The organism is Planctomycetia bacterium (genome assembly GCA_016795155.1).
GTDB lineage: Bacteria > Planctomycetota > Planctomycetia > Gemmatales > HRBIN36 > JAEUIE01.
The window spans coordinates 114,038-135,014 of record JAEUIE010000057.1 but is presented as its reverse complement, the minus strand read 5'-3'; the positions used below and the strand labels follow the sequence as shown (position 1 = coordinate 135,014).

16 protein-coding genes are annotated in these 20,977 nt (G+C 51.5%); 8 read left to right on the top strand and 8 right to left on the bottom strand.

Annotated elements, in window-relative coordinates; translation table 11 throughout:
• Positions 1-84 precede the first annotated feature (84 nt).
• Both JNJ77_20460 and JNJ77_20455 read left to right on the top strand, forming a co-directional pair.
• Positions 85-327, top strand: a complete 243-nt coding sequence (locus tag JNJ77_20460) for a type II toxin-antitoxin system mRNA interferase toxin, RelE/StbE family (protein ID MBL8824972.1) — start codon at positions 85-87, stop codon at positions 325-327.
• A gap of 155 nt (positions 328-482) precedes the next feature.
• Entirely contained in the window at positions 483-1,079 is a 597-nt protein-coding gene (locus JNJ77_20455; GenBank protein ID MBL8824971.1) for a hypothetical protein, read from the top strand.
• On the opposite strand, the gene sucC is transcribed toward JNJ77_20455, so the two are convergent.
• A complete protein-coding gene (sucC, locus tag JNJ77_20450) occupies positions 1,080-2,279 on the bottom strand; it encodes an ADP-forming succinate--CoA ligase subunit beta (protein MBL8824970.1) in 1,200 nt (399 codons plus the stop codon).
• A 191-nt stretch (positions 2,280-2,470) separates the two neighbouring features.
• On the opposite strand from sucC, the gene JNJ77_20445 reads away from it, so the two are divergent.
• The 3 genes from JNJ77_20445 to JNJ77_20435 all read left to right on the top strand — a co-directional run bounded on the left by JNJ77_20445 (position 2,471) and on the right by JNJ77_20435 (position 4,470).
• On the top strand, positions 2,471-3,064 hold the full coding sequence (locus tag JNJ77_20445; GenBank protein ID MBL8824969.1) for a hypothetical protein: 594 nt from the start codon (positions 2,471-2,473) through the stop codon (positions 3,062-3,064).
• Between the two features lie 72 nt (positions 3,065-3,136).
• Positions 3,137-3,505 carry a TIGR03066 family protein gene (locus JNJ77_20440; GenBank protein MBL8824968.1) on the top strand — a complete coding sequence of 123 codons (369 nt, stop codon included), beginning with the start codon at positions 3,137-3,139 and terminating at the stop codon, positions 3,503-3,505.
• 107 nt (positions 3,506-3,612) lie between these two features.
• Positions 3,613-4,470, top strand: a complete 858-nt coding sequence (locus JNJ77_20435; protein MBL8824967.1) for a hypothetical protein — start codon at positions 3,613-3,615, stop codon at positions 4,468-4,470.
• 7 nt (positions 4,471-4,477) lie between these two features.
• Here JNJ77_20435 and JNJ77_20430 read toward each other — a convergent pair whose 3' ends face one another.
• Both JNJ77_20430 and prfA read right to left on the bottom strand, forming a co-directional pair.
• Positions 4,478-7,603, bottom strand: coding sequence for a PSD1 domain-containing protein (locus JNJ77_20430; protein ID MBL8824966.1), 3,126 nt, complete (start codon positions 7,601-7,603; stop codon positions 4,478-4,480).
• 224 nt (positions 7,604-7,827) lie between these two features.
• Positions 7,828-8,907, bottom strand: coding sequence for a peptide chain release factor 1 (prfA, locus tag JNJ77_20425; GenBank protein MBL8824965.1), 1,080 nt, complete (start codon positions 8,905-8,907; stop codon positions 7,828-7,830).
• Between the two features lie 396 nt (positions 8,908-9,303).
• On the opposite strand from prfA, the gene JNJ77_20420 reads away from it, so the two are divergent.
• Entirely contained in the window at positions 9,304-12,828 is a 3,525-nt protein-coding gene (locus tag JNJ77_20420) for a protein kinase (protein MBL8824964.1), read from the top strand.
• 125 nt (positions 12,829-12,953) lie between these two features.
• Positions 12,954-14,516 carry a M20/M25/M40 family metallo-hydrolase gene (locus JNJ77_20415; protein ID MBL8824963.1) on the top strand — a complete coding sequence of 521 codons (1,563 nt, stop codon included), beginning with the start codon at positions 12,954-12,956 and terminating at the stop codon, positions 14,514-14,516.
• Between the two features lie 46 nt (positions 14,517-14,562).
• On the opposite strand, the gene JNJ77_20410 is transcribed toward JNJ77_20415, so the two are convergent.
• From JNJ77_20410 to JNJ77_20390, 5 genes are all read right to left on the bottom strand, one after another.
• A complete protein-coding gene (locus JNJ77_20410) occupies positions 14,563-15,843 on the bottom strand; it encodes a DUF11 domain-containing protein (GenBank protein MBL8824962.1) in 1,281 nt (426 codons plus the stop codon).
• 400 nt (positions 15,844-16,243) lie between these two features.
• Positions 16,244-16,564 (bottom strand): hypothetical protein, encoded by a 321-nt coding sequence (locus JNJ77_20405; protein MBL8824961.1) that lies wholly within the window; start codon positions 16,562-16,564, stop codon positions 16,244-16,246.
• A 447-nt stretch (positions 16,565-17,011) separates the two neighbouring features.
• Positions 17,012-17,398 (bottom strand): VOC family protein, encoded by a 387-nt coding sequence (locus JNJ77_20400; protein ID MBL8824960.1) that lies wholly within the window; start codon positions 17,396-17,398, stop codon positions 17,012-17,014.
• Positions 17,399-17,420: 22 nt separating this feature from the next.
• Positions 17,421-18,527: a DHH family phosphoesterase gene (locus JNJ77_20395; GenBank protein MBL8824959.1), complete on the bottom strand. Its 1,107-nt coding sequence runs from the start codon at positions 18,525-18,527 to the stop codon at positions 17,421-17,423.
• A 78-nt stretch (positions 18,528-18,605) separates the two neighbouring features.
• Positions 18,606-18,995 (bottom strand): EVE domain-containing protein, encoded by a 390-nt coding sequence (locus JNJ77_20390; protein MBL8824958.1) that lies wholly within the window; start codon positions 18,993-18,995, stop codon positions 18,606-18,608.
• Between the two features lie 300 nt (positions 18,996-19,295).
• Here JNJ77_20390 and JNJ77_20385 point away from each other — a divergent pair, with 300 nt between their 5' ends.
• Entirely contained in the window at positions 19,296-20,882 is a 1,587-nt protein-coding gene (locus JNJ77_20385; protein ID MBL8824957.1) for a Ppx/GppA family phosphatase, read from the top strand.
• The last annotated feature ends 95 nt before the right edge of the window (positions 20,883-20,977 follow it).

Below are 20,977 nucleotides of genomic sequence, written 5' to 3'. Positions count from 1 at the left end.
GGACGGCGACCCACTTTACCTTCCTCAGCCGGAAAGAGGTGACGAATCCGCTCATACTTCTCTTCGGATATCGAATGCCGTTCCATGGCAGAATCTCCTGATTTGACAGAAGACCCTATACCTGATTACGCTGGCTTGCCTGGAGTATTTCCACACGCCCTAGAAACCGAGCCAAGGAAACACAACAACATCAAGCCATTGAAGGGAAAGTTCAAAGGCATGTTGAGATATCGTGTTGGAGATTATCGAGTCGTCTATTTCATTGAAGAATCAAGGAAAAAAGTGATTGTCAGCATGATTGCACATCGCAGTGAAGTTTATGAATAACTTTTTAGATCTCGAAATATCATGACACAACCAAGGCCCCCAGAGAATAGTGCAGAATAATTCTCGGTGAGACATCATGTCCGTTTTATACAAGACATCGCCTAGGCACCTGCTAGATTTATGATGTGAATATTTCTTACATCAAGGATAATGCCGTGAATCTCATCTACTTGTTAGCACTGGCCGTCAGCCTGCCGGTTCAAGATGCACCGGGACGTTATATCCCCAAAGAAGTGACAACCCTCGTCGGCACCTTCACCGGTTCCTGGACGATGTTTGGCATCAATGACAAAGGCGAAGTGGTGCCTCGAATGAAGTGGACGGATGTCATGACCGCCAGCAAGCCGACACGCGAGAAAGACCGGGTATTTGTAGAAACCCTGGATGAGATTACCTACCTCGAACCCAAATATCCCGTTCAAAAATATCCAGGTAAAGAAGGCTACATGCTTAAGGAAGATGGCTCGTTGGGTGATTACTACATCGAGATGTATGGCAAGGTCACGCGCCTGGCCAAGGTAGAGGATGATGTCTGGACCTATTCCGCGAAGGCTTCATCACAGGAACTCACCATGCTCGGCTTCCCACAAGGCAGCACAGGAAAGCATGTCGTGGTCAAAGTCGTTACCCGCGAAGGCAATACAGAGGCTCATCGCATCTCGCGTGTCACCACCGTCCATTGGACGGATAAAGCCGACGAAAAACAATGGAAGCAATTCATCAGCCTGCAGGGTGTTCATAAGCGGAAATAGTTAAGCCTTCACCGAAGCTACCACCTGCTTGGCTGCATCGGTAAAGCTCGCGGTGGCGACAATCTTCTTGCCTGATTCAGCGAGCATTTTTTTTCCCTGCTCTACATTCGTGCCTTCCAGCCGCACTACCAGAGGCACCTTGAAGCCGACTTCATCATAAGCAGCCAGGATGGCAGCCGCAATGATGTCGCATTTCATAATGCCGCCAAAGATATTGACCAGCACTGCTTTCACATTGGGATCACTCAACAGAATGCGGAACGCTTCGGTTACCTGTTCCTTGTTAGCACCACCTCCAACATCCAGAAAGTTGGCCGGCTCGCCGCCATGCAGTTTGATGATGTCCATCGTTGCCATCGCCAAGCCGGCGCCATTGACCAGACAGCCGATGTTGCCATTCATTTTGACAAAAGACAGTCCCGTCTGGCTGGCACGATGTTCGAAGGGATCTTCTTCGCCTACATCGCGGTACGCTTCAATGTTGGGATGACGGAACAATGCATTGTCATCAAAGGTCATTTTGGCATCAAGCACCTGCACCTGACCGCCTTTGGTCACAATCAGCGGATTGATCTCAGCCAGGCTGGCATCCTGTTCCAGAAAGACCTGGACCAGGCTGACCAATGCTTTTTCTGCCTGTTCAATCTGCTCACCTGTGAAACCCAATGAAAATGCCATTCGGCGGCTTTGATAAGGCAGCAAGCCACGATCAGGATCAATCGTCGTCTTGAAAATCTTTTCTGGATGCTTCTCTGCAACTTCTTCGATATCAACACCACCTTCCGCAGATGCCATCAGGATGGGCAGCCCTAAACCGCGATCCAGCACAACAGCGACATACAATTCGCGAGCAATGTCTGCAGCTTCCTGTACCAGAATGGTGCTGACCTTCTGTCCTTCCGCATTAGTCTGCTTGGTCACCAGTGGGTACTTGAGCATGACGCTGGCAACATCCACTGCTTCCGCCTGGCTCTTGACCAGTTTGACACCACCGAAATCCTTGCCGCTGCCAGTAAACTTTCCTTTGCCTCGTCCGCCTGCATGCACCTGGCATTTGATAACCGCTAGCCCACCACCAGCGGGTGCAACCTCGACATAAGCCTTGCCCACTTCTTCCGGCGTGCGGGCAACGATGCCACGAGGCACACTGGCCCCCTTGGCAGCCAGCAGTTCTTTCGCCTGATATTCGTGAATTTTCATAGGTGCTTTCTACCGCGAGTGGAAACGCTGATTACTGATTGAAGTAATGCTATTCAACGAAAAGCTTTCGGTTTGGCCAGCAGGAACTGGTAGAGAATAAACGTGCGAGGTTTATTGCTTTACGTGAGATATTCATAAGCTATGATTGTGAGAAGATTGGAGCCACTTGCCCTGCTCCTGACGAGGTTACTATGCCCCAATGGATGTTTAATTCCTTCAACCCTGGCCGGTTTCATCAAGTATTTGGTAAAGCCAGCGAAGCTGAGGAAATGGCACTTCTCAAAGTGGTCGAATTTGAAATGGGCGGCAGCCCGGATGATGAATTCGCGCAGATTGCCGGCCGTTTGGCCAAGCAGGGCATTTCGTACAACAGCGTTAATCCACGCGATGCCGAAGCTATCGATCAGGTCATCACTATTGCCATCGGCCCCGAAGGCCTCTGGACAGAACTCGAAATGGAACAGGAATCGGGCCAGCAAGGGCTGAACACGCGAGTCATTGATGAATTGCTCAAGCGTGCTGCTGACAACAAGGTTACTGTTGATCTGCTGCCTGCCCTGAAAAAAGGTCGTCGCTATGGTTCGGTCGAACTGGGTGCAGCCTGTAACTATGTCATCTTTGAACGAGCTGAAGTAGCCAAGCTGGCTCAGGAAGTTCGAACACTGACGGAACTGAACGCTCCCTGGAGCTCGCCAGCTATGATGAATGAAGCGACCGATGGGCTGCTGATGGTATTTGAATATGTCACCCGCAAGCGCAAAGCCATTGCCGGCGTGTTGAATTGATTCAACAATGTGATTTCATTGAAGTTCCCGTATTCAATGCAAAAATGTTAACCCACGGGTTCTGGAGTTCTTATGTTACGTTGTGGTATTTCCCTGATCGCGCTGCTGGCTGCCTTGATTTCCACCTCAGCCATGCAGGATAAAATCGATGGCAAACTGCTGCTTGGCAAATGGGAACCTGAAACCAAGCCACAAGGCGCCAAGCTGGTCATCGAATTCGCCAAGGAAGGCAAGCTGACCGTTGATGCAGAATTCGGTGGGCAGAAAATCAATATGGATGGTTCGTACAAGCTCGAAGGCGACCAGTTGACCATCACCATGAAACAGCAGGGCAAGGAAGAAACGACCAAGATGAAAGTGACCAAACTCAATGACAAGGAAATGGTCACCAAGGATGACAAAGACAAGATGGAAACTCTGAAGCGAGTAGCTTCCAAGTAGGCTACATCCGCTTTTTTCGCTCAACACCCCGATTCATCATCGGGGTGTTTCTTTTCCATTGACTCGATTTCGGGTATGGGGTATCTGCTTTTCAGTAAATGGGGAGAATGCCCATACGCTGGATATGGTCTCTAAGCCTGTTCCTTGTAACCTGCACTCTGCAGGCTCAGGACGGTGCGTTGAATAATGTTCGTTCGGAAGTGCGAACACCTTCCAGTGAAACTTCCAAATCGAAATCCTGTGATGACGATTCCGGGTTTTCTCTCAGCTTTGGTGATTCAGATGAAGGATTTCCCGGAGAAATTTTCCTGGGAATTCTGGCATCACCCTTTATCGTGCCTGCATCGAGCTTACATGATGAATACCTTTTCCCTGGGAAATTCACCACCTATCCCTACGCGGAGGGATGGAAGGGGCAGATGCAGACCGGACCGGGAAAATTAAAATACGAGGATGTCGTTCCCAACTCATGGGAAAACCTGATGACTATGAGAGCCTCTGTTGAAGAAGGCAACAACTTCAACGGTATCAACCGGCTCGGCATCACCTTCCTCGCTGATACCACAAGCCGCTTTGGCATCGGCGGCGGAGTTCATCTCTATGAAGAAAACCACCAGAACTTTTACGATCGACTGGCTATCGGCGATGTCAACGTGCTTTACCGCTTTGCACAATCCAACAAGACTCAGTTCCGGGCAGGCGTGGGCACGCGCTTTCTGAGTGATCAGACCCGCACCGATTGGGGTGTTAATTTTGTCTATGGCTTCGAGAGCTTTCCGCGTGCACCCTACTCACTGGGAGCACAAATCGAGACTGGCACGCTGGGCAACGCCTGGGTCTTCCGCGCCACCGGCCGTGTAGGCCTGGTGTGGAAGTATTCCGAAGTCTTTGCAGGCTACGATTATCTGCAGATTGGCAACAGTGTACTGCAAGGCCCCATGGTGGGGTTGCGATTGTGGTTTTGAGTAAGACCTATTCCCTCGTAATCACCTCATCAAGATTCAACAACACTCGTGCCAGCAACATGTAGCTTGCCCACTGGGTTGGTGTAACACCCTGCGGCAGCTTCTCTTTCAACTGTGGGCTGCCAAACAGCACCTCTGCTGGTATCAGCCAACCATCTGCCAACCTGGTTTGTTGTTTGCGTAACATCGCTTCCAGTGCAGTTTGTTCACTTTTTGAAGGCCAGCGACTGGTGCACACCCGGAAGCCATACCGAATGCGATCTGCATCGCTATTTCCGCCTTCTTTAATCATCCGCAGCCCGAGTGCTCGAGCAGTTTCGATAAACACCGTTTCATTGAGTGAGGTCAAAGCCTGCAATGGCGTGTTGGATCGCACCCGTTTGATGCAAGCGGCATCGCCATTGGGTGCATCAAACACCGACAACATCGGGTAAGGCGTCGAGCGTCTTCGGAACGTATAAAGCGACCGGCGATATCTATCCGCACCCTGTGCTTCATTCCAGGTAAACGGTCCATAACTCGTAGGTGGCTGAAACAGAAATGCCGGTGCCGGGGAAAAGATGGCAGGCCCGCCCAGTTGCGGATTGAGCAAGCCGCTCACCGACAGGCTGATATCACGTACAATTTCCCCTTCCACGCGCAGCCTGGGCATGCGGCCAAGCAAGCGGTTATAGGGATCTTTCGTTGCCAGTGCCGGGTTCACCTTCGATGATTGCCGGTAGGTTGCCGAGGTGACAATCAGCCGATGCAGTTTCTTCATGCTCCAGCCCTGCTCCATGAACTCCACTGCCAGCCAATCGAGCAGTTCCGGATGCGAAGGCGGCTCGCACTGCAACCCGAAATCTTCGGAAGTAGAAACCAGCCCCGTTCCGAAATAGGTCTGCCAGACCCGATTCACCACAACACGAGCGGTTGTCGGAGCACGGCTATCTGTTATCCATTCTGCCAATGTTAGCCGATTCCCCGCTGCATCAGGCTTACGAATCGGATGGAAGACGATCGGTACACCGGGCTGCACCGAACGATCTGGCTTGAGGAAATCGCCCCGCTTCAATAGCCGGGTATCTCGAGGCTGATCCATCGACTGCACTGTCAGCGACGTGGAACCCGCAGGCCATTGCTGCCAGAGTTTCTCAATTTCATCATTCACGGTTTTCCATGCGGGGACAGCAGCCCGCCATTGGCTGAACAAAGTTGCCTGCTGCAATGCTGTTCGTTGCTCTTCAGGTTTCTGCAGAATGTCCAGAATAGCGGGTGGCAATACCACGGGGTTATGCTGTTCCGATTCGGTCGCGCTCAGCCTGAACCTTCCCAGATTATTGTTCATGTGGTCGTCAGAATTCCAGCCGCCGTGCTGCTGCGTCAGGTATACATCAAGTTTGCTGTCTGGGTCCAGTGTGATGGGCTTCTCCGGAACGAAGATCGCCACGCGTGTTCGATTTCGTCGGCCTGGCCCCTGATCGATACCCCACGCGGTATCAGTTTTGCCATCGATGGCGAATTCAATGGAACCAGTGATGCGTGTCTTGTTGGAGCGATCATCGAAGTTGGCTTCCAGATCGCGTGTCGGGTTGCTGTAATCTGCATAGGCCCTGCTGAACTTGATGTTCGATTTCTTCCCCTTGCTGTCGGTCACTTGTACTTTGAATTCGCTCAGTGCAAACGTCCCCATGAAGGAACGCCCCGGCCCCTGGCAAGGTAGGTTCGGATCATTCAGCATCTCCAAACGGAATGCTGCAATCGTTTTGACTGCAACTGGCCCGCGCAGGTGCGTATCAAACTTCGTTGGTGCATACCCCTGCGCCAGAATAGAACCATCCGGTTGATGAATATATCGCTGGCCGTTGTCGCCAGCGTTTTCCAGCTTGTCGAGCGTCACCCACTTGGCCAGATACTTCCGTTGCTCTTCTTCCCAAGCCTGCATCTGCTGTTTCCAGTCAGGTGTTTTATGCTGCAATTCATTTTCCAAAGCTCGCATCTGACTCTGCAGGCTCGCAATCTTCATAAGCTCATCTGGTGAATAGACCACTCGCTGGGCTTCGTGATCGTTGTTCAGATACGCAAACAACTTGTAGTATTCTTCCTGGCTGATCGGATCGAACTTGTGATTGTGGCACTGGGCACATTGAATGGTTACCCCCAGAATGCCTTTGCCGATGGCATCCATGCGGTCAAACATCGCATCCATGCGGAACTGTTCCGGGTCCGCCCCGCCCTCTTCATTGAGCATGGAGTTCCGCAAATACCCCGTTGCAACAATCTGATCCTGTATAGCCTGTGGCATCAGGTCGCCCGCCAGCTGTTCGCGGATAAACTGATCAAAAGGCATATCACGATGATGTGCCTGCACCACCCAGTCGCGGTAAAACCACATCTGGCGCGATTTATCTTTCTCGTAGCCATCCGAGTCGGCATAGCGTGCCACATCGAGCCAATGCCGTGCCCAGCGCTCACCATAGTGAGGCGATGCCAGCAGTGCATCCACTTTTTTCTCGTAAGCCTGCGAACTCTGATCCGCCAGGAATTCATCTACTTCTTTCAGGGTAGGTGGCAAACCTGTCAAATCGAAGTGTAATCGTCGCAAAAGTGTGATCTTCTCTGCTTCGGGCGACGGGGTTAACCCCTCTTTTTCCAGTTTTGCAAGGATGTAATGATCGATAGCATTGCGTGTCCAATCTTTCCTCACTACCGTAGGCAACGCAGATCGCTGCGGTGGCTGAAACGCCCAATGCTTGGTCGGATCATTTTTCTCATTGGCGAATTTATCAGGCCAGGCTGCTCCTGATGCAATCCACTTCTTGAGCGTTTCCTTCTCTTGGTCCGTCAACTTGTTCTTGCCGGGCGGCATCACTTCTTCGGAATTTTCTGAAGTGATTCTTCGAAATAACTCGCTTGCCGCTGGCTTACCCGCTACCAGAGCCGGCTTGCCTGTTTCGCCACCTTTGAGCGCATGCGAACGAACATCGAGCCGCAACCCCGATTTCTGCTTGCTGCCATCGTGACATGCAAAACACTTTGATTTGAGGATAGGCAACACCTGCGTTTCATAGTCGATTTTGTCATCAACTGAGAACGCAGGCAGACCACAGAGAACAACCAGCAGTATGGTGGTAAGTGAACAGACTACGCGCATAACAACCTGCAAGCAAAGGCGGGGATGATTTGGATATTACAGCATAAAAACCAGGTCACGGGAAGAGGCATCATCAACGATTGTAAGCATCAGGATTGTTGGCATCACGCCTCATCGTGATGCTGCGATTCACGATGTACCTGATGCCTCTTACGAAATCTCTCGAATAATGTTTAATCGTTCTGCACATCCCGTCAGCTCGTGGAGCTAGATGACCACCTTAATTACGCTGGCTTGCCTGCCAACTGCGCCAATTGTTCTTTCTTGTCCTCATCCATCAGTGCTCGCACCAGATCGTACATCTCCCCCATCATCATCTTGTCGAGGCTGTGCATGGTGTAATTGATGCGGTGATCTGTCACGCGGTTCTGTGGGAAGTTGTACGTGCGGATACGGTCATTGCGGTCGCCCGTGCCAATCTGCCCTTTGCGTAATGCTGCCCGTTCCTTGTTGACTTTTTCCTGCTGTGCTTCGTAGATGCGGGTTCTAATCATACGCCAGCAGATATCTTTGTTCTTATGTTGGCTACGTTCCTGCCTGCTCTCAGCAACCACTCCGGTTGGTTTGTGAATCAATCGCACGCCGGATTGCGTCTTATTCACATGCTGACCGCCTGGGCCACCGCAGGAAAACGTCTGCGTTTCGATATCCTCAGGTCGAATGTCGATCTGCACTTCCGTCGGCTCAGGCAACACCGCAACGGTTGCTGCTGAAGTATGAATGCGCCCCTGGGTTTCCGTCTTGGGAACACGCTGTACACGATGGCCACCGCTCTCATAGCGCAGAAATCGGTAACAACCTTCGCCCGAGACGTTGAAGCTGATTTCCTTGAATCCACCTGCATCGGTCGGGCTGAAATCAAGTGTCTCAACCTTCCAACCCTTCAGGCCCGCATAGCGGGTATACATGTTGAAAAGATCGCTGGCAAAGAGCGATGCCTCATCACCACCGGTGCCGGCCCGTACTTCAACAATAATGCTGTCGAAGTCTTCGCCGGGATCAACCAGCAGCATGTCTTCGATCTTCGCCTGCAGTTCTTCACGTTCAGTTGTCTTGACCTTGATCTCGTCCTCAATCATCTGCTTCATGTCTGCATCGGTTTCCCTAGCCGCATCTGCAGTCAATGCTTCAACCTCGGCAACCAGTTGTTTCAACTTCTGGTAGGGCTTAACCTGCTTGGCAAGTGTGCCATGTTCCTTCGCTATTTTGGAATAGCGCAGGCCATCAGTCATGATGTCAGGATCAGCCATCTGGGCTTCCAGCTCCTGATACTTCTTCAGAGTTTCTTCCAGTTTCGGGTACATGTGAGTAGTCCTGCTCAGGTTATGTTTCAATAAAACGATTCAAATTAACGGAGGCGCTCAGTCGAACTGACGCAGCAACGGATGAGACAATATGTTGAATCGCTAATGCAGGAAGAGATGTGCCAGCAAGGCAGGAGGCAAACCAGAATTATTTCGCAAGGATTTCATAGCGGGATACCTACTTACATTTTAGTCAGCAGAAAACAAATAGCAACAGGCCTGAATTTTAAACATTGTGAATCCACGCTGGACAGGAAAGATATCAGGGTAGTATCAATCGCACGATGATCCTTGCCAGGATTCGCCTCAGTTTCCAATCTGCGCAATCTCAACGATTTGTCACATCCCCCACTGCGAACTAGAGTTGAGAGCCATTATTCCGTGTGATGAGTGCCCATGCCCCTGTTGATTGAAGCCGATGCTGAACCCATTCCGGGATACCGGCTCATCGAACGCCTGGGCGGTGGTGGATTTGGTGAAGTCTGGAAATGTGAAGCTCCAGGCAAGATTCAGAAAGCCATCAAATTCGTTTATGGCGATCTCGAAGATGTCGGTGCGGTGGATGACAGCATCAAGGCAGAACAGGAACTGCGTTCCATTGAACGCATCAAGAATATTCGACATCCTTACATCCTCAGCATTGAACGCTATGAGATCATTGAAGGCCGTTTGATCATTGTCACGGAACTGGCCGACTGCAATCTGTATGATCGGTTCCGGGTCTACCGCAGCAAAGGTCTGATGGGCATTCCCCGCGAAGAGTTGCTGGGATACATGGAAGAAATCGCTGAAGCACTCGACATTATGACCACCGAGCACGACCTGCTTCACCTCGACATCAAGCCGCAGAATCTCTTCCTGATGTACAACCACATCAAGATTGGCGATTTCGGCCTGGTGAAAGATCTGGAAGGTGTCAATGCAAAAGTTACCGGTGGAGTAACACCGGTATATGCCGCACCCGAAACATTTGAAGGCTATGTCAGCCGCTGCAGTGATCAGTATAGCCTGGCCATTGTCTTTCAGGAACTTCTGACAGGCATTCGCCCGTTCAGTGGCACCAATGCCAAGCAGTTGATGATGCAGCACATTCAGGCTGTACCCAACGTTGAGCCATTGCCACCGGCTGACCGCCACATCATCTCAAAGGCACTATCCAAGAAGCCAGGTGACCGCTGGGAAAACTGCATGACGATGGTGCACATGCTCCGTCATTCCCTGCTGAAACCTACAGTGGAAGCGCCGACCGAAATTCCTGAAATACCACTGGCTCCCAAAAGCCCGATTCCAGTCAGCCCCATGCGGGGGAAGTCTCAGCCACCAGACGCCACTATTGCTGGTACGTCGCTTCGGGTAGATGATTACTTCGAACTGGGCCCGGTGACACATCATGTTGGCAGCCGAATGGCCAGCGGACTCATTACTCAGGTAAGGAAACCATCACCCCAGCGTGCTGTAGTTGCTCCCATTCAGGACTCTTCTACGGGAGTATTGCGTCCATCCATATTGATTGGATTGGGGCAGTTCGGACGCGCCACTCTGCAATGGCTCAAACAAAGCCTGCAATTGCAGTACGGCCCGTCAGGCTTACCTATCATTCGATCCATTGCCGTCGATACTGATCCTGCTCCTCCCGGCGATCACCTGGCACGAATCGATACCCATGAAGACCTGGTTTTAACCCGACTGAACCGGCCAGCACGCTACATCCGGTCACGTGACAGCCTGCCGCCCGTGGAAGAATGGCTGAATACCAACATTCTCTACCGTATGCCACGGACGCAGATGACAAGTGGCATCCGTGCCTTGGGGCGACTGGCTCTGATTGAGCATTATCGCTCCTTCAGCGCCAGGTTTGAACGCGACCTCAAAACCATCATGGACCCGGTGGTTCAAGCCGAAACCGAAAAGAACACCAAGGAATCATTTCTTTCCACCACTCCACGCATCTATATCGTGGGACATCTTGGGGGTGGCACCGCCAGCGGCATGATGATTGACTGTGCCTACATCATCAAGCACCTCATGCGGAAAATGGATATCGCGGAACCTGAAATCGTCGGCATCTGCTATGTGCCTGATGATGCCTGCATGGAAGCTGCCGATCTGCCTGAAGCCAATGCCGTAGCTGCGCTGTATGAGTTGTACCACTATCAGCAGGCTGGCATGCCGTTCCGAGCCATCTATGAATCCAAGTCTGAATGGGTAGAAGATTCCACGCCACCGTTTACGCAGGTGCAGCTCATTGAAACCCCGCCACGCCCCGCTGCAACCCAGGAACGCAAGGATAACGCACCGCTTCAGATTCAGAAGGTAGCTGAAGTGCTCAACCGACTACTGACAACAGCTCTCGGTCGCGTGGCTGATCCTGTTCGCCTTACTGCTGGCACATCGCCTTATCAGACGATGGGGCTTCGTGTGCTGAATTCGCCTCGTCGCGCGCTCATCCGCAAAGCTTCGCATCTGGTCTTCCAGCGCATTCTCGACAAATGGTTGATCTCAGCGACACCTGAAATACAGAATGTCGTGAGGCACCGGATCGATGGTTTCTTCCACTACGAGAAACTCTCGCCCGAATCACTGTTTCAGTACTTTGAACTGGCTGCCAAACGTTCGCTCGGCTACTCCAGCGAAGACATCATCAAAACGATCATCGCCCCATTTCAGCATGGCATTCATGAAAAGCTGCCCAACAGCGATGAAGTGAAACGAGCATTGAGGGAGATCGTCAAAAGTCTTGGTTCCACGGGCGAAGGCTCCAGCGCCAACCCGCTGGACCTCGCGGAGAACAACACCAAGCTGCATCGCGCGCTCAAGGATGCCTGCGAAAAGGTAGTCCGTACCGGCGCTACCAGACTGGTCTTCACAGTCTATCGACATCTCGATAAATCAGGCCTTCGGATGGGCGCTACCGAAGAGGCTCTCCGCTACGCTATCACCAAACTCGATAGCTGGATTGCCTCCCATGAAGCCAAAGCCAAACAGGCTCAGTCAGAATACGTTCAGGCTCTCGAATATCTACGGCAGGATTTAGCTGAGTATGATCGCCTGAAAGCTGTGCCGAAAAAGAAGTGGCCCAGCATGACCACTCCCGGCGAGCGTCTGCTCGCCATCTACCGTGCTCGACTGCGGGCTGTCATGAATGAGTACATCTCTAAAGTCTATATCGGTTTCCGTGGCGCCTGCTCTGATCAGACCCGTGATGTTCGTTTTTGCCGAAGCCGCTTGCTCGAATTGCAGAAGGCAACTCTCGACATGGAGAAATTGCCCGAAAAGCCTGTCACGGTCAATCGCATCACCGAATCGGTCATCATTCCCTATGGCTGCAACGACATGCTGCAGGCCGTACAGCAGTTTGTTGACAGCATCACCAGTTATGATCTCGACAAGATCGACCATTTTGTCTCCGAGCGCATGGAAAAATCGCATCCACGCATCGGGGAACTTTGTCTTTCTACGATTGACCAGCTGAAACCTGTCCGCGACCTGATCATGCAGGAAGCCAAACGTTTTCTTGAACAACGATTAGTGCTCGATGATGCAGCAGGATTGTTTCTTGACAAGAACCCCGATACCGCTGCTGCCTTTCAGAAAGTTTACAATGAAGCAGAGCCGATGATGCATTTCCTCAATGATGATCATACAGGCGAAGCTGTGTTTCTGATGGCGAATGAATCGCCACAGGGCATCAAACTGGGTGAGGTGGCTACCACTGCGTATCCGCATACTCAGCTTGTCAACATCAATCGTAACGATGAAGTCATTCTCTACCGAACCATCGTTGGTATTCAACTTGAACAATTGCCTGTACTGAGTGAACTGGGTCTGCAGGCTTACCAAACAGCCCTGGGCATTGAGCATTTCACCCCCCATTGCCGGCAGGATGTGGATCAATGGCAAAGCCCGGTTCCCGTTGTCTGATCAAATTCTGATAATCCCATGAGAACATGCTTTCTTCTGGCAATCTGCCGGTGCAAGCGGTACACCATAGCTTGACTTGCAAGACCTTCATCTGTGGAGATGTGCGAATGAAATCCGTGTGGCGAATGGCCTGTCTGGCCGCTATTGTATGCATGATCAGCGCGATGGTTTGGGCCGAAGATGCTGCCCCCAAGACGGCATCAAAAACTCCTCTGGAAATTGATCAAACCATCATCAATGAAGTAAAGGAACGACAGGAAATTATGTCGAACCTTACTTATCTCAGCGATGTGATTGGACCACGAGTCACCGGTTCGGAAAACCTGAAACGAGCCAACGACTGGGCTTTAGAGAAGTTCAAAAGCTACGGCCTGGAGAACGTCAAACTGGAGCCTTACACCATCCCCGCTGGTTGGGAACGTGGCTTTGCCCGCATGAAGATGGTGGAACCCAACACCAATCGCTGGCTAGCCGTTGCCTCCCGCGCCTGGACGCCAGGCACTCAAGGCAAACTGACTGGCGAAGTGATCTTCCTCGATGCCACCAGCCAGGAAGAACTGAACAAGTACAAAGGCAAACTGAAAAACGCTATTATCATGCGCAGCAAACCTTCCGATGTCCGCCCCATCGCTGACATCGGCAAGCCTCGTGATCCGTCCAACATGCCACGCCGTCGTCCGGGTGGTGGTGGCAGTTCGCCTGATTTCATGCGGTCGATTGATCAGTTCCTCCGCTCTGAAGGTGTAGCCTGCACGCTCACCGATTCTGCCAAGCCTCACGGCCTGCTCAATATGACAGGTTCCTGGGGTAGGGGTGATCGAGGCACAGCAGGTGATCCGCTGCCTTCACTTTTCATGTCGCATGATGATTATGCCATGCTCTATAGACTGTTGACCCGCAAGGATGCGACACCAGTTAAGGTTGAAGTCGAAATCGAAGCCAAGATTATCCCTGGCCCGATTACGGTTTACAACACGGTTGGTGAAATCAAAGGCACCGAGAAGCCTGATGAATTCGTTGTTATCGGTGCTCACCTCGACTCGTGGGATCTCGGCCAAGGCACTACAGATAATGGCACAGGCACCTCGGTGGTGCTCGAAGCTGCCCGCACGCTGGGCAAACTCGCCAAGGAAGGTATTCGTCCCAAGCGCACCATTCGCATTGCACTCTTTACCGGTGAAGAACAAGGACTGCATGGCTCACGAGCTTATGTCAAAACTCATGAAGATGAACTCAAGCGCATCTCCATGGCCCTGGTGCACGATACCGGCACAGGCCGCGTACTTTCCATTCCACTGCAAGGCCGCACTGTGCTGAAACCCATTCTGGAAGCTGAACTGGTCAGCCTGAAGGAACTGAACGTCGATATCACGACGGGTTCCCAGGGAGGCACCGATCACCTGCCCTTTGATGGTGCTGGTGTTCCAGGCTTTGCCTTCCGGCAAGACCCCGCTGAGTACTACCTGACTCACCATTCCCAGAGCGATACGCTCGATAAAGCACGTGAGCCAGACCTAATTCAAGGCTCCCAAGTGATGGCGCTAACGGCTATGCGAGTAGCCAACATGCCTGAATTGCTCAATCGCGAAAAACCTGAAGTGCCTGAACGCAAGAACGGCAAACGCGATCCTGAGAAGAAAGTGGAAGAAAAGAAAACCGAAGAGAAGAAGGCTGAAGAAAAGAAGTAATCAGCTTCAACAAAACCCATCACGGACGCCCATTGGCGTCCGTTTTTTATTTTGCTGTCTGCCTGGCTAATTGATCACTCTTGCCAGGTGGTTGCAGTTGCGTCTGCGAATCTACCGGCTTTTCATTAACGACGGTGGTGGTTTCATCCTCCACCAGTCCGCCACGTGCAGGATCCAGCACATCCGAAGTCAGAAACACCCGAAATCGGTACAGAGCCTCTCTTTCCGCTCGTACTTCAATCTGAAACAGTTTTTCCTGTTTGGGCTCCAGGTTAAATGTCGCAAAGTTGATGCGGCCTTCACCTGGTCGAAACCCGGCAGCTGCCCCTTCATTCTCTGGCATTACCCGCGTTGTCTGCAAACCCGTCGGTACTTCCCCCTGCAAACGGATATTACCTGCTGATGCGGTGCCGGTATTTCGCACCAGAATGGTATACATCGTTGAGCCGCCGACAAACACCGGGTCCTGCAGGTCTTTCACTTCCATGTAAATCGTCGCCATCCCGCTGACTTCAGTGGTGGCGTGGCTGTCGGGGCTTTGTACTTTCAGACCATCGGGATCAAGTCCGCGGGCATGTGCTACATTCAGAAACGTCCCAACCTGGTTTGGCCTGACTTTGAATGTCACCGTTCGCGTTTCTCCAGGCAACATGTTGCCCAGTCGCCACAACATTCTTTTGCTTTCTGGGCCCATGAGTTGTCCCTGGTTGTCGGCACTCCCAGGCACGTAAACTGAATTAGAAGGAAACACGTCTTCCAACTCCACTTCACGCAGTGGAATTTTGCCTGAATTGGTTACCGTCATCGAATACAAAATCGGCGTTCCCATACCCTGCCTGGCCGGGCCGATTTTTGTCAGGCTCAGTTGTCCGGTAGTTTTGGGTACAGGCAAAGTCTCTGCCTTCCCCGGTGGCTTGCACGCGGTGATGGTGGAGACACACACGCCATGCTCATAGCTGATGCGGAAGCATGCTTCTACAACACTATCCGCATCGGTCTTCAGAGTCACTTCAAACTGTCGCTGACATTTGCCCGGCATGTTGCCAATGTTCCAGACCAGCGTGTTTTGCTGTTTATCAGGCTGCGGGTTGCCTGCATGAAATGTGGTTTTCTCAGGCAGATCGAGTTTCACTTTAATGTCAAATGCCTTGGCGATGGAACGATTCGTGGCAATGACGCGATAGGTAATCATGCCGGTATCTGTTGATTTCTGTGGTGCCAGCACACGCAGCGCCACTACTGGCGGTTCAACATCGGGCGTTTTATCGCAGTCCGGACACCAGTCGTGGTTAGAGACCAACAGCGCCAGAAACAGAAACGAAGTCATGGGAGCAGATCCTGCTGAAGCAAATCAGAAGGTCTATCTTCCCTGTTCGGCAGAGTCTTGTCAGCAGGAAAGGTTTACGCAGACGGATAAGTCGAGGCAGCTTACACCGCAGGAGCGGCAGAGTCGCTATTGTCGGAGTATTTTAACAGTCTCTTCGTTCAAGACGTACTATCACGATGGCAGCCCGAGCGCCAGGAAAGCTGCAATAACCTGAAGTCATTGCACATCACCCCTCGCTCGCGCTGCGGGCTGCCAATTGCAAGGGCACATTGCGGGTACAGAGGCGTACCAACATCCACTGTCAAAACACAAACAGGCCACCCGAAGGTGGCCTGATCATCATCTCATTTTGTGTCCACCGGAAAGACACAAAATGTGTCTCTGGAGGTCTGCGTACTACTTAGTCAGGACAGACTGAGCCGGCACCCGCTGCATCATTGAACGCCTGAGCATTCGATGTCAGGTTTACAGCATGAGCTGCATCCTGATAGCGTGAGCCATTGCTCGATGCTGCACAGCCACTGGTACCTGAGAAGGTATAAGACTGGCTTAGCGAACCAATCGCATTGGCCATGTCTTCCAGTTCTGTCACCACTGCCTGTTGAACTGATTTCAACCCGGCTACTACACCTACCACCATAATCGTGGAAACAAAGACCCATTCCGTTGCCAACAAGGCGCCACGGTCATCATTCCACAACTTCAACATGAATTTCCGCATGTGCACCAGACCTCCTGTCAGAAACACATGACCCCCGTAATAACTATCTGTACAGATACCTGCAATCCCAATCCGTAGAACTGCAAGCTGGGGGTGGACACTATCCCCACACTGCACAGGCTTCCAGCAACATCAAGCATTTGTCATACCAATTGATGGATTCTCACCCATCTACGATATGATTCTGGTTGTTCGGTTCTAACCCTAATGAAAATCAGGAGTTAGAGACAGGTGAACAGGTTGCCCGGTGAAACTGGATGAGTCGGGAAACTGCAGGCCACGCAGTCAATGCTAACCAGCCTTAGCACAGTCAGTTAACACTTGTCAAGTTCCGGCAACGCCAGCAAGCGTGCCATCTCAGATGACAGACGGTTCCCCACCCCGTTTATCGGCCTTAGCTGGATGTTACTTTCAGAATTGTCACTGCTTCTTTTCAATTCTTTGTTACTATTTAGACTTAATTGTTGCTGGCTGAATCAAATCCCACTTATTGCCATATTGATCAACGAAAACTGCAACCGTTCCATACTCCTCTTCACGTGGTTCGTTCAGAAACTTCACGCCACGCGATTGATAATTATGGTAGTCACGCCAGAAATCATCAGTATGCAGAAACAGAAACACGCGTCCGCCGGCTTGATTTCCTATGCTGTTTCTCTGTTGATCGTTTGCTGCCTGGGCCAGCAACAACGAAGCGGTACCGTTACCTACAGGCTTGATTACTACCCAGCGTTTCCCGTTTTCGCGAGGCGAATCTTCCATCAACTGGAAGCCCAATGTTTGCGTATAGTATGCAATGGCTTCGTCGTAATCAGGCACCACCAGAGACAACATTACCAGTCGCTGATTCACTTCATCAACCTTGTATGCTTTCCAGCAATTCACGACGAGCTACCAGCCGTTGCCCTCGCTGCTCATCAATATCCAGCGCATTCAGCAGGTTCTTGCGCAAAATCGTCCTGATATTTTCCAGGGCCGAAGGAGCCGTGCTTTCGAGTGGAATCGAGCCGCCAGCACGACGATCATGCCCGCCTGCCTTGCCCAGGTCTTCCACTACTTCCTGTAGCAGTTCCCCTGCTCTGCCTTTTGCATTGACCGTGCGAACCGACATGATCAGGTTGTTCTCGTATACGCCACACACAAATGCCCAGGCCACTTCTTCAAACCGAATGAGGAAGTCTGCAATCTCTGCTGCCAGTTCAGGCTGAGCCAGATCACCAGCCCACGACATGATCAGATGATCGTAGATAAACGAATTCTGCAATGCTTGTATTAGTGTTTCAAAGTAAGGCAAAGGTAAACGTGCTGACTTGATCTCTGCCAGTAAATCCTTGCTGGCATACTGATAGAGATAAAGCAGCGCTCCATCATCTTGGGGCGTTGCTTCCCGTGGATACCCTGTCAGTTCCGATTCGATGCCGTAAAAGAGTGCGGTGGCAATTTCTTCCGATGGATCGAGTTTCTGTTCCATCAGATATTTGGTCACCAGTGTGCAGGTAGCACCCAAGCCAGCACGCACATCGACAAAAGGAACTCCCTTGATAGTTCCACTGAATTCATGGTGATCAATAATCGCAGCAATTTCCACATCTTCAGGAATAGTATGTCTGCCGGTGTTAGGCTGGCTATCGACCATGACCACAGCGCAATTGTCTTTCCAGGTTATTTCTTCGATAGGCTTTAAATCAATATCCAGGCACCGCACCATGGCCTGGTTTTCAGCACGCCCAATGAAACCATCCCGCGTGATGATGCTGTTTTTTTTCAGTTTCTTCTTGAACAGATAAGCCAATGCGAGCATGCTGCCCAGGCTGTCTGGGTCGGGATGCACATGTGATACGAGAATGATACCTTTGTAATCTGCCAGGTGTTCCAGCAGCTTATGAGACGTACCTTGCCCGCCAGGTTCGTGATCACCGTTTTTTGAAGCGTGTTGCTTTCCAGCGGCAGAGGAGGCCGCCATATACATTTCCTTTCCCTGCTGACGTAGGTTTCGACCAACTATCTCAAACGTCAAACAGGCACCGCACAGCCAGCACGACTATTTCTTGGCCAGAGCCAATACTCGCCGCCACTGGTTAGCGGAAACGGGCATGATAGACAACCGGGGTAGCCGCGCCAACTCCCAATCTTTCAGAACGGGATCAGCTTTGACGGTGGCCAGGGATACAGGCTGCACCAATCGGCGTACCGGCGCAACCTGCACACTGACACTCGCCTTAACGTGAGCATCAGCGACAGCCTGCATTATTCCCACGATAGCCTTTTCCTTGCCCGTATGGTAGAAGAAAATCTGATCTCCTCGTTTTACTTGACGCAAGTTCTTTAATGCCAGTGCATTAGAAATTCCGTCCCATTTCGCCTGCTTATCATTTTCGAGTCGATCATACGAATACGATTCAGGCTCTTCCTTGAATAGCCAGCGATTCATCTTATGCCCTTTCGCAGGTTTTACTTCAGAGTTCATTATATTTACCGCCAAAACGCCAAGAATCGCCAAGGAATAGTCGCATGAATGTAATGCACTTCGATTTGTACTCAATTGAATCACTTACAGCGTTTGAAGTGCCTTTTCTTGGCGCACCTTGGCGCTCCTTAGCAACTTGGCGGTTCAATCTGTAAATCACACCGCCAAGAAGATTCAGCGAAGTTGACAATCTCATTCCATAACTCCGCTGCCGTTGATATTACAATAAGGTGGAAATCATCTCTGAGAAAGTCTAGTTTCTCCATGAGCAGACTGGCCGGCATTGATATTGGCAGTAACTCCATCCGATTGATGATCGTGGAAGTTACCGATGAACAGAGCAATTACAAAATCCTCGATGATCATAAAGAAACGACTCGCCTGGCTCATGGCCTGTCAGACAACAACAAATTAAGTGCAGAAGCGATTGCCCATTCGGTAAATGCTCTTCGCCGCATGAAAGCCCTGGTGGAAGGCCATAAAGTCGAACACCTGGAAACCATTGCCACCAGTGCCGTGCGCGAAGCGAGCAATGGGCAGGAGTTCATTCAACTAGTCAAGGCACACCTCGATCTGGACATCGAAATAATAAGCCCAGCAGAAGAAGGGCGACTCTCGTTTCTCTCTGCTCAGCGACGCTTCGACCTGCAGGATCAGCAGGTTCTACTCATGGACCTGGGTGGAGGCAGCGGCGAACTCATCTTTGCTGCTAACGGCGTGGTCGAAGACATCCACTCCATGCCCATTGGTGCAGTGCGCATGACTGAAGCCTGCATCAAGCACGACCCTCCCCGTAAGCAGGATTTGAAGGCATTGCGGAAGCGATTGAAGAAACTGCTCACCGAAACCATGCCCGTAGCAGCCTTCCACCCGCACTTCATGATCGGCGCGGGTGGCACCTTTACCGCCCTGGCCAATATTTCGCTTCGTATGCGAGGACTGGATCGTCGCGGCGTGGGTGGTTATGAAATGACCCGCAGCGATGTCCGCCACGTGCTTGATCATCTTAGCTTTCTACCGCTTGCCGCACGCCGCACGGTACCAGGTCTCAATCCTGATCGTGCCGATATTATCGTGGCAGGCATTGCTGTTATTGAACGCATCATGAAATGGATGCAGGTGAACCGCCTGGTGATTCACGATCAGGGAGTTCGCGATGGCCTGCTGCTTCGCATGATTGACAAGTACCACGGTCCACGGAAAATTGAAGCAGTCCAAGTCGCGGAAGACCCCGAAGCCCTGATGCAGGCTGCCAGGCAGTTCGGCAAAGTCTGCGGCCTGGATGAAGCACACGCACAACAGATTACCCATCTCTGTGCCAATCTTTTCGACCAACTGCAGGAACCTCTGCAGTTGCCTGCTTCAGAACGCATCCTGCTCATGCTCGCCGCCTGGCTGCACGAGGTCGGAACACTGGTCAATTACGAAAAGCACCACCACCACAGTTACCACCTCATTGTACATGGCAACATCCATGGCATGACGCCGCGACAACGCGAAATAGTCGCCCAGGTTGCCCGCTATCATCGTCGTTCGGAACCCAAACGCAAACACGATGCGTACCACAGAATGTCAGAAGCTGATCAGACCACCATTCGGCGACTCAGCGCCATCCTTCGCCTGGCTGATGGCATGGATCGTTCGCATACACGCAGCATCAGAAAAGTGCAGTGCAATGTTCGGGGACAGCTCGTTCACCTGACACTTTTCTCCGAGAGTTATCCCGAGATCGACATCTGGGGGGCGTCGCAAAAAGGCAAATACTTCGAAAAAATATTCGACAAGGACCTCGAACTGGTCTGGCAACGTTCTGATGTAACCGAACCAGCATCACTGGCAGTTTCCTCTTGAAATATGCGCTGCGCCACAGTGTAATATCATCATCTTGCCAGTTTACCTGCCTGATTTCCCGCCTCGGAGAAATGTTGTCTTGTTACACCTGCAAT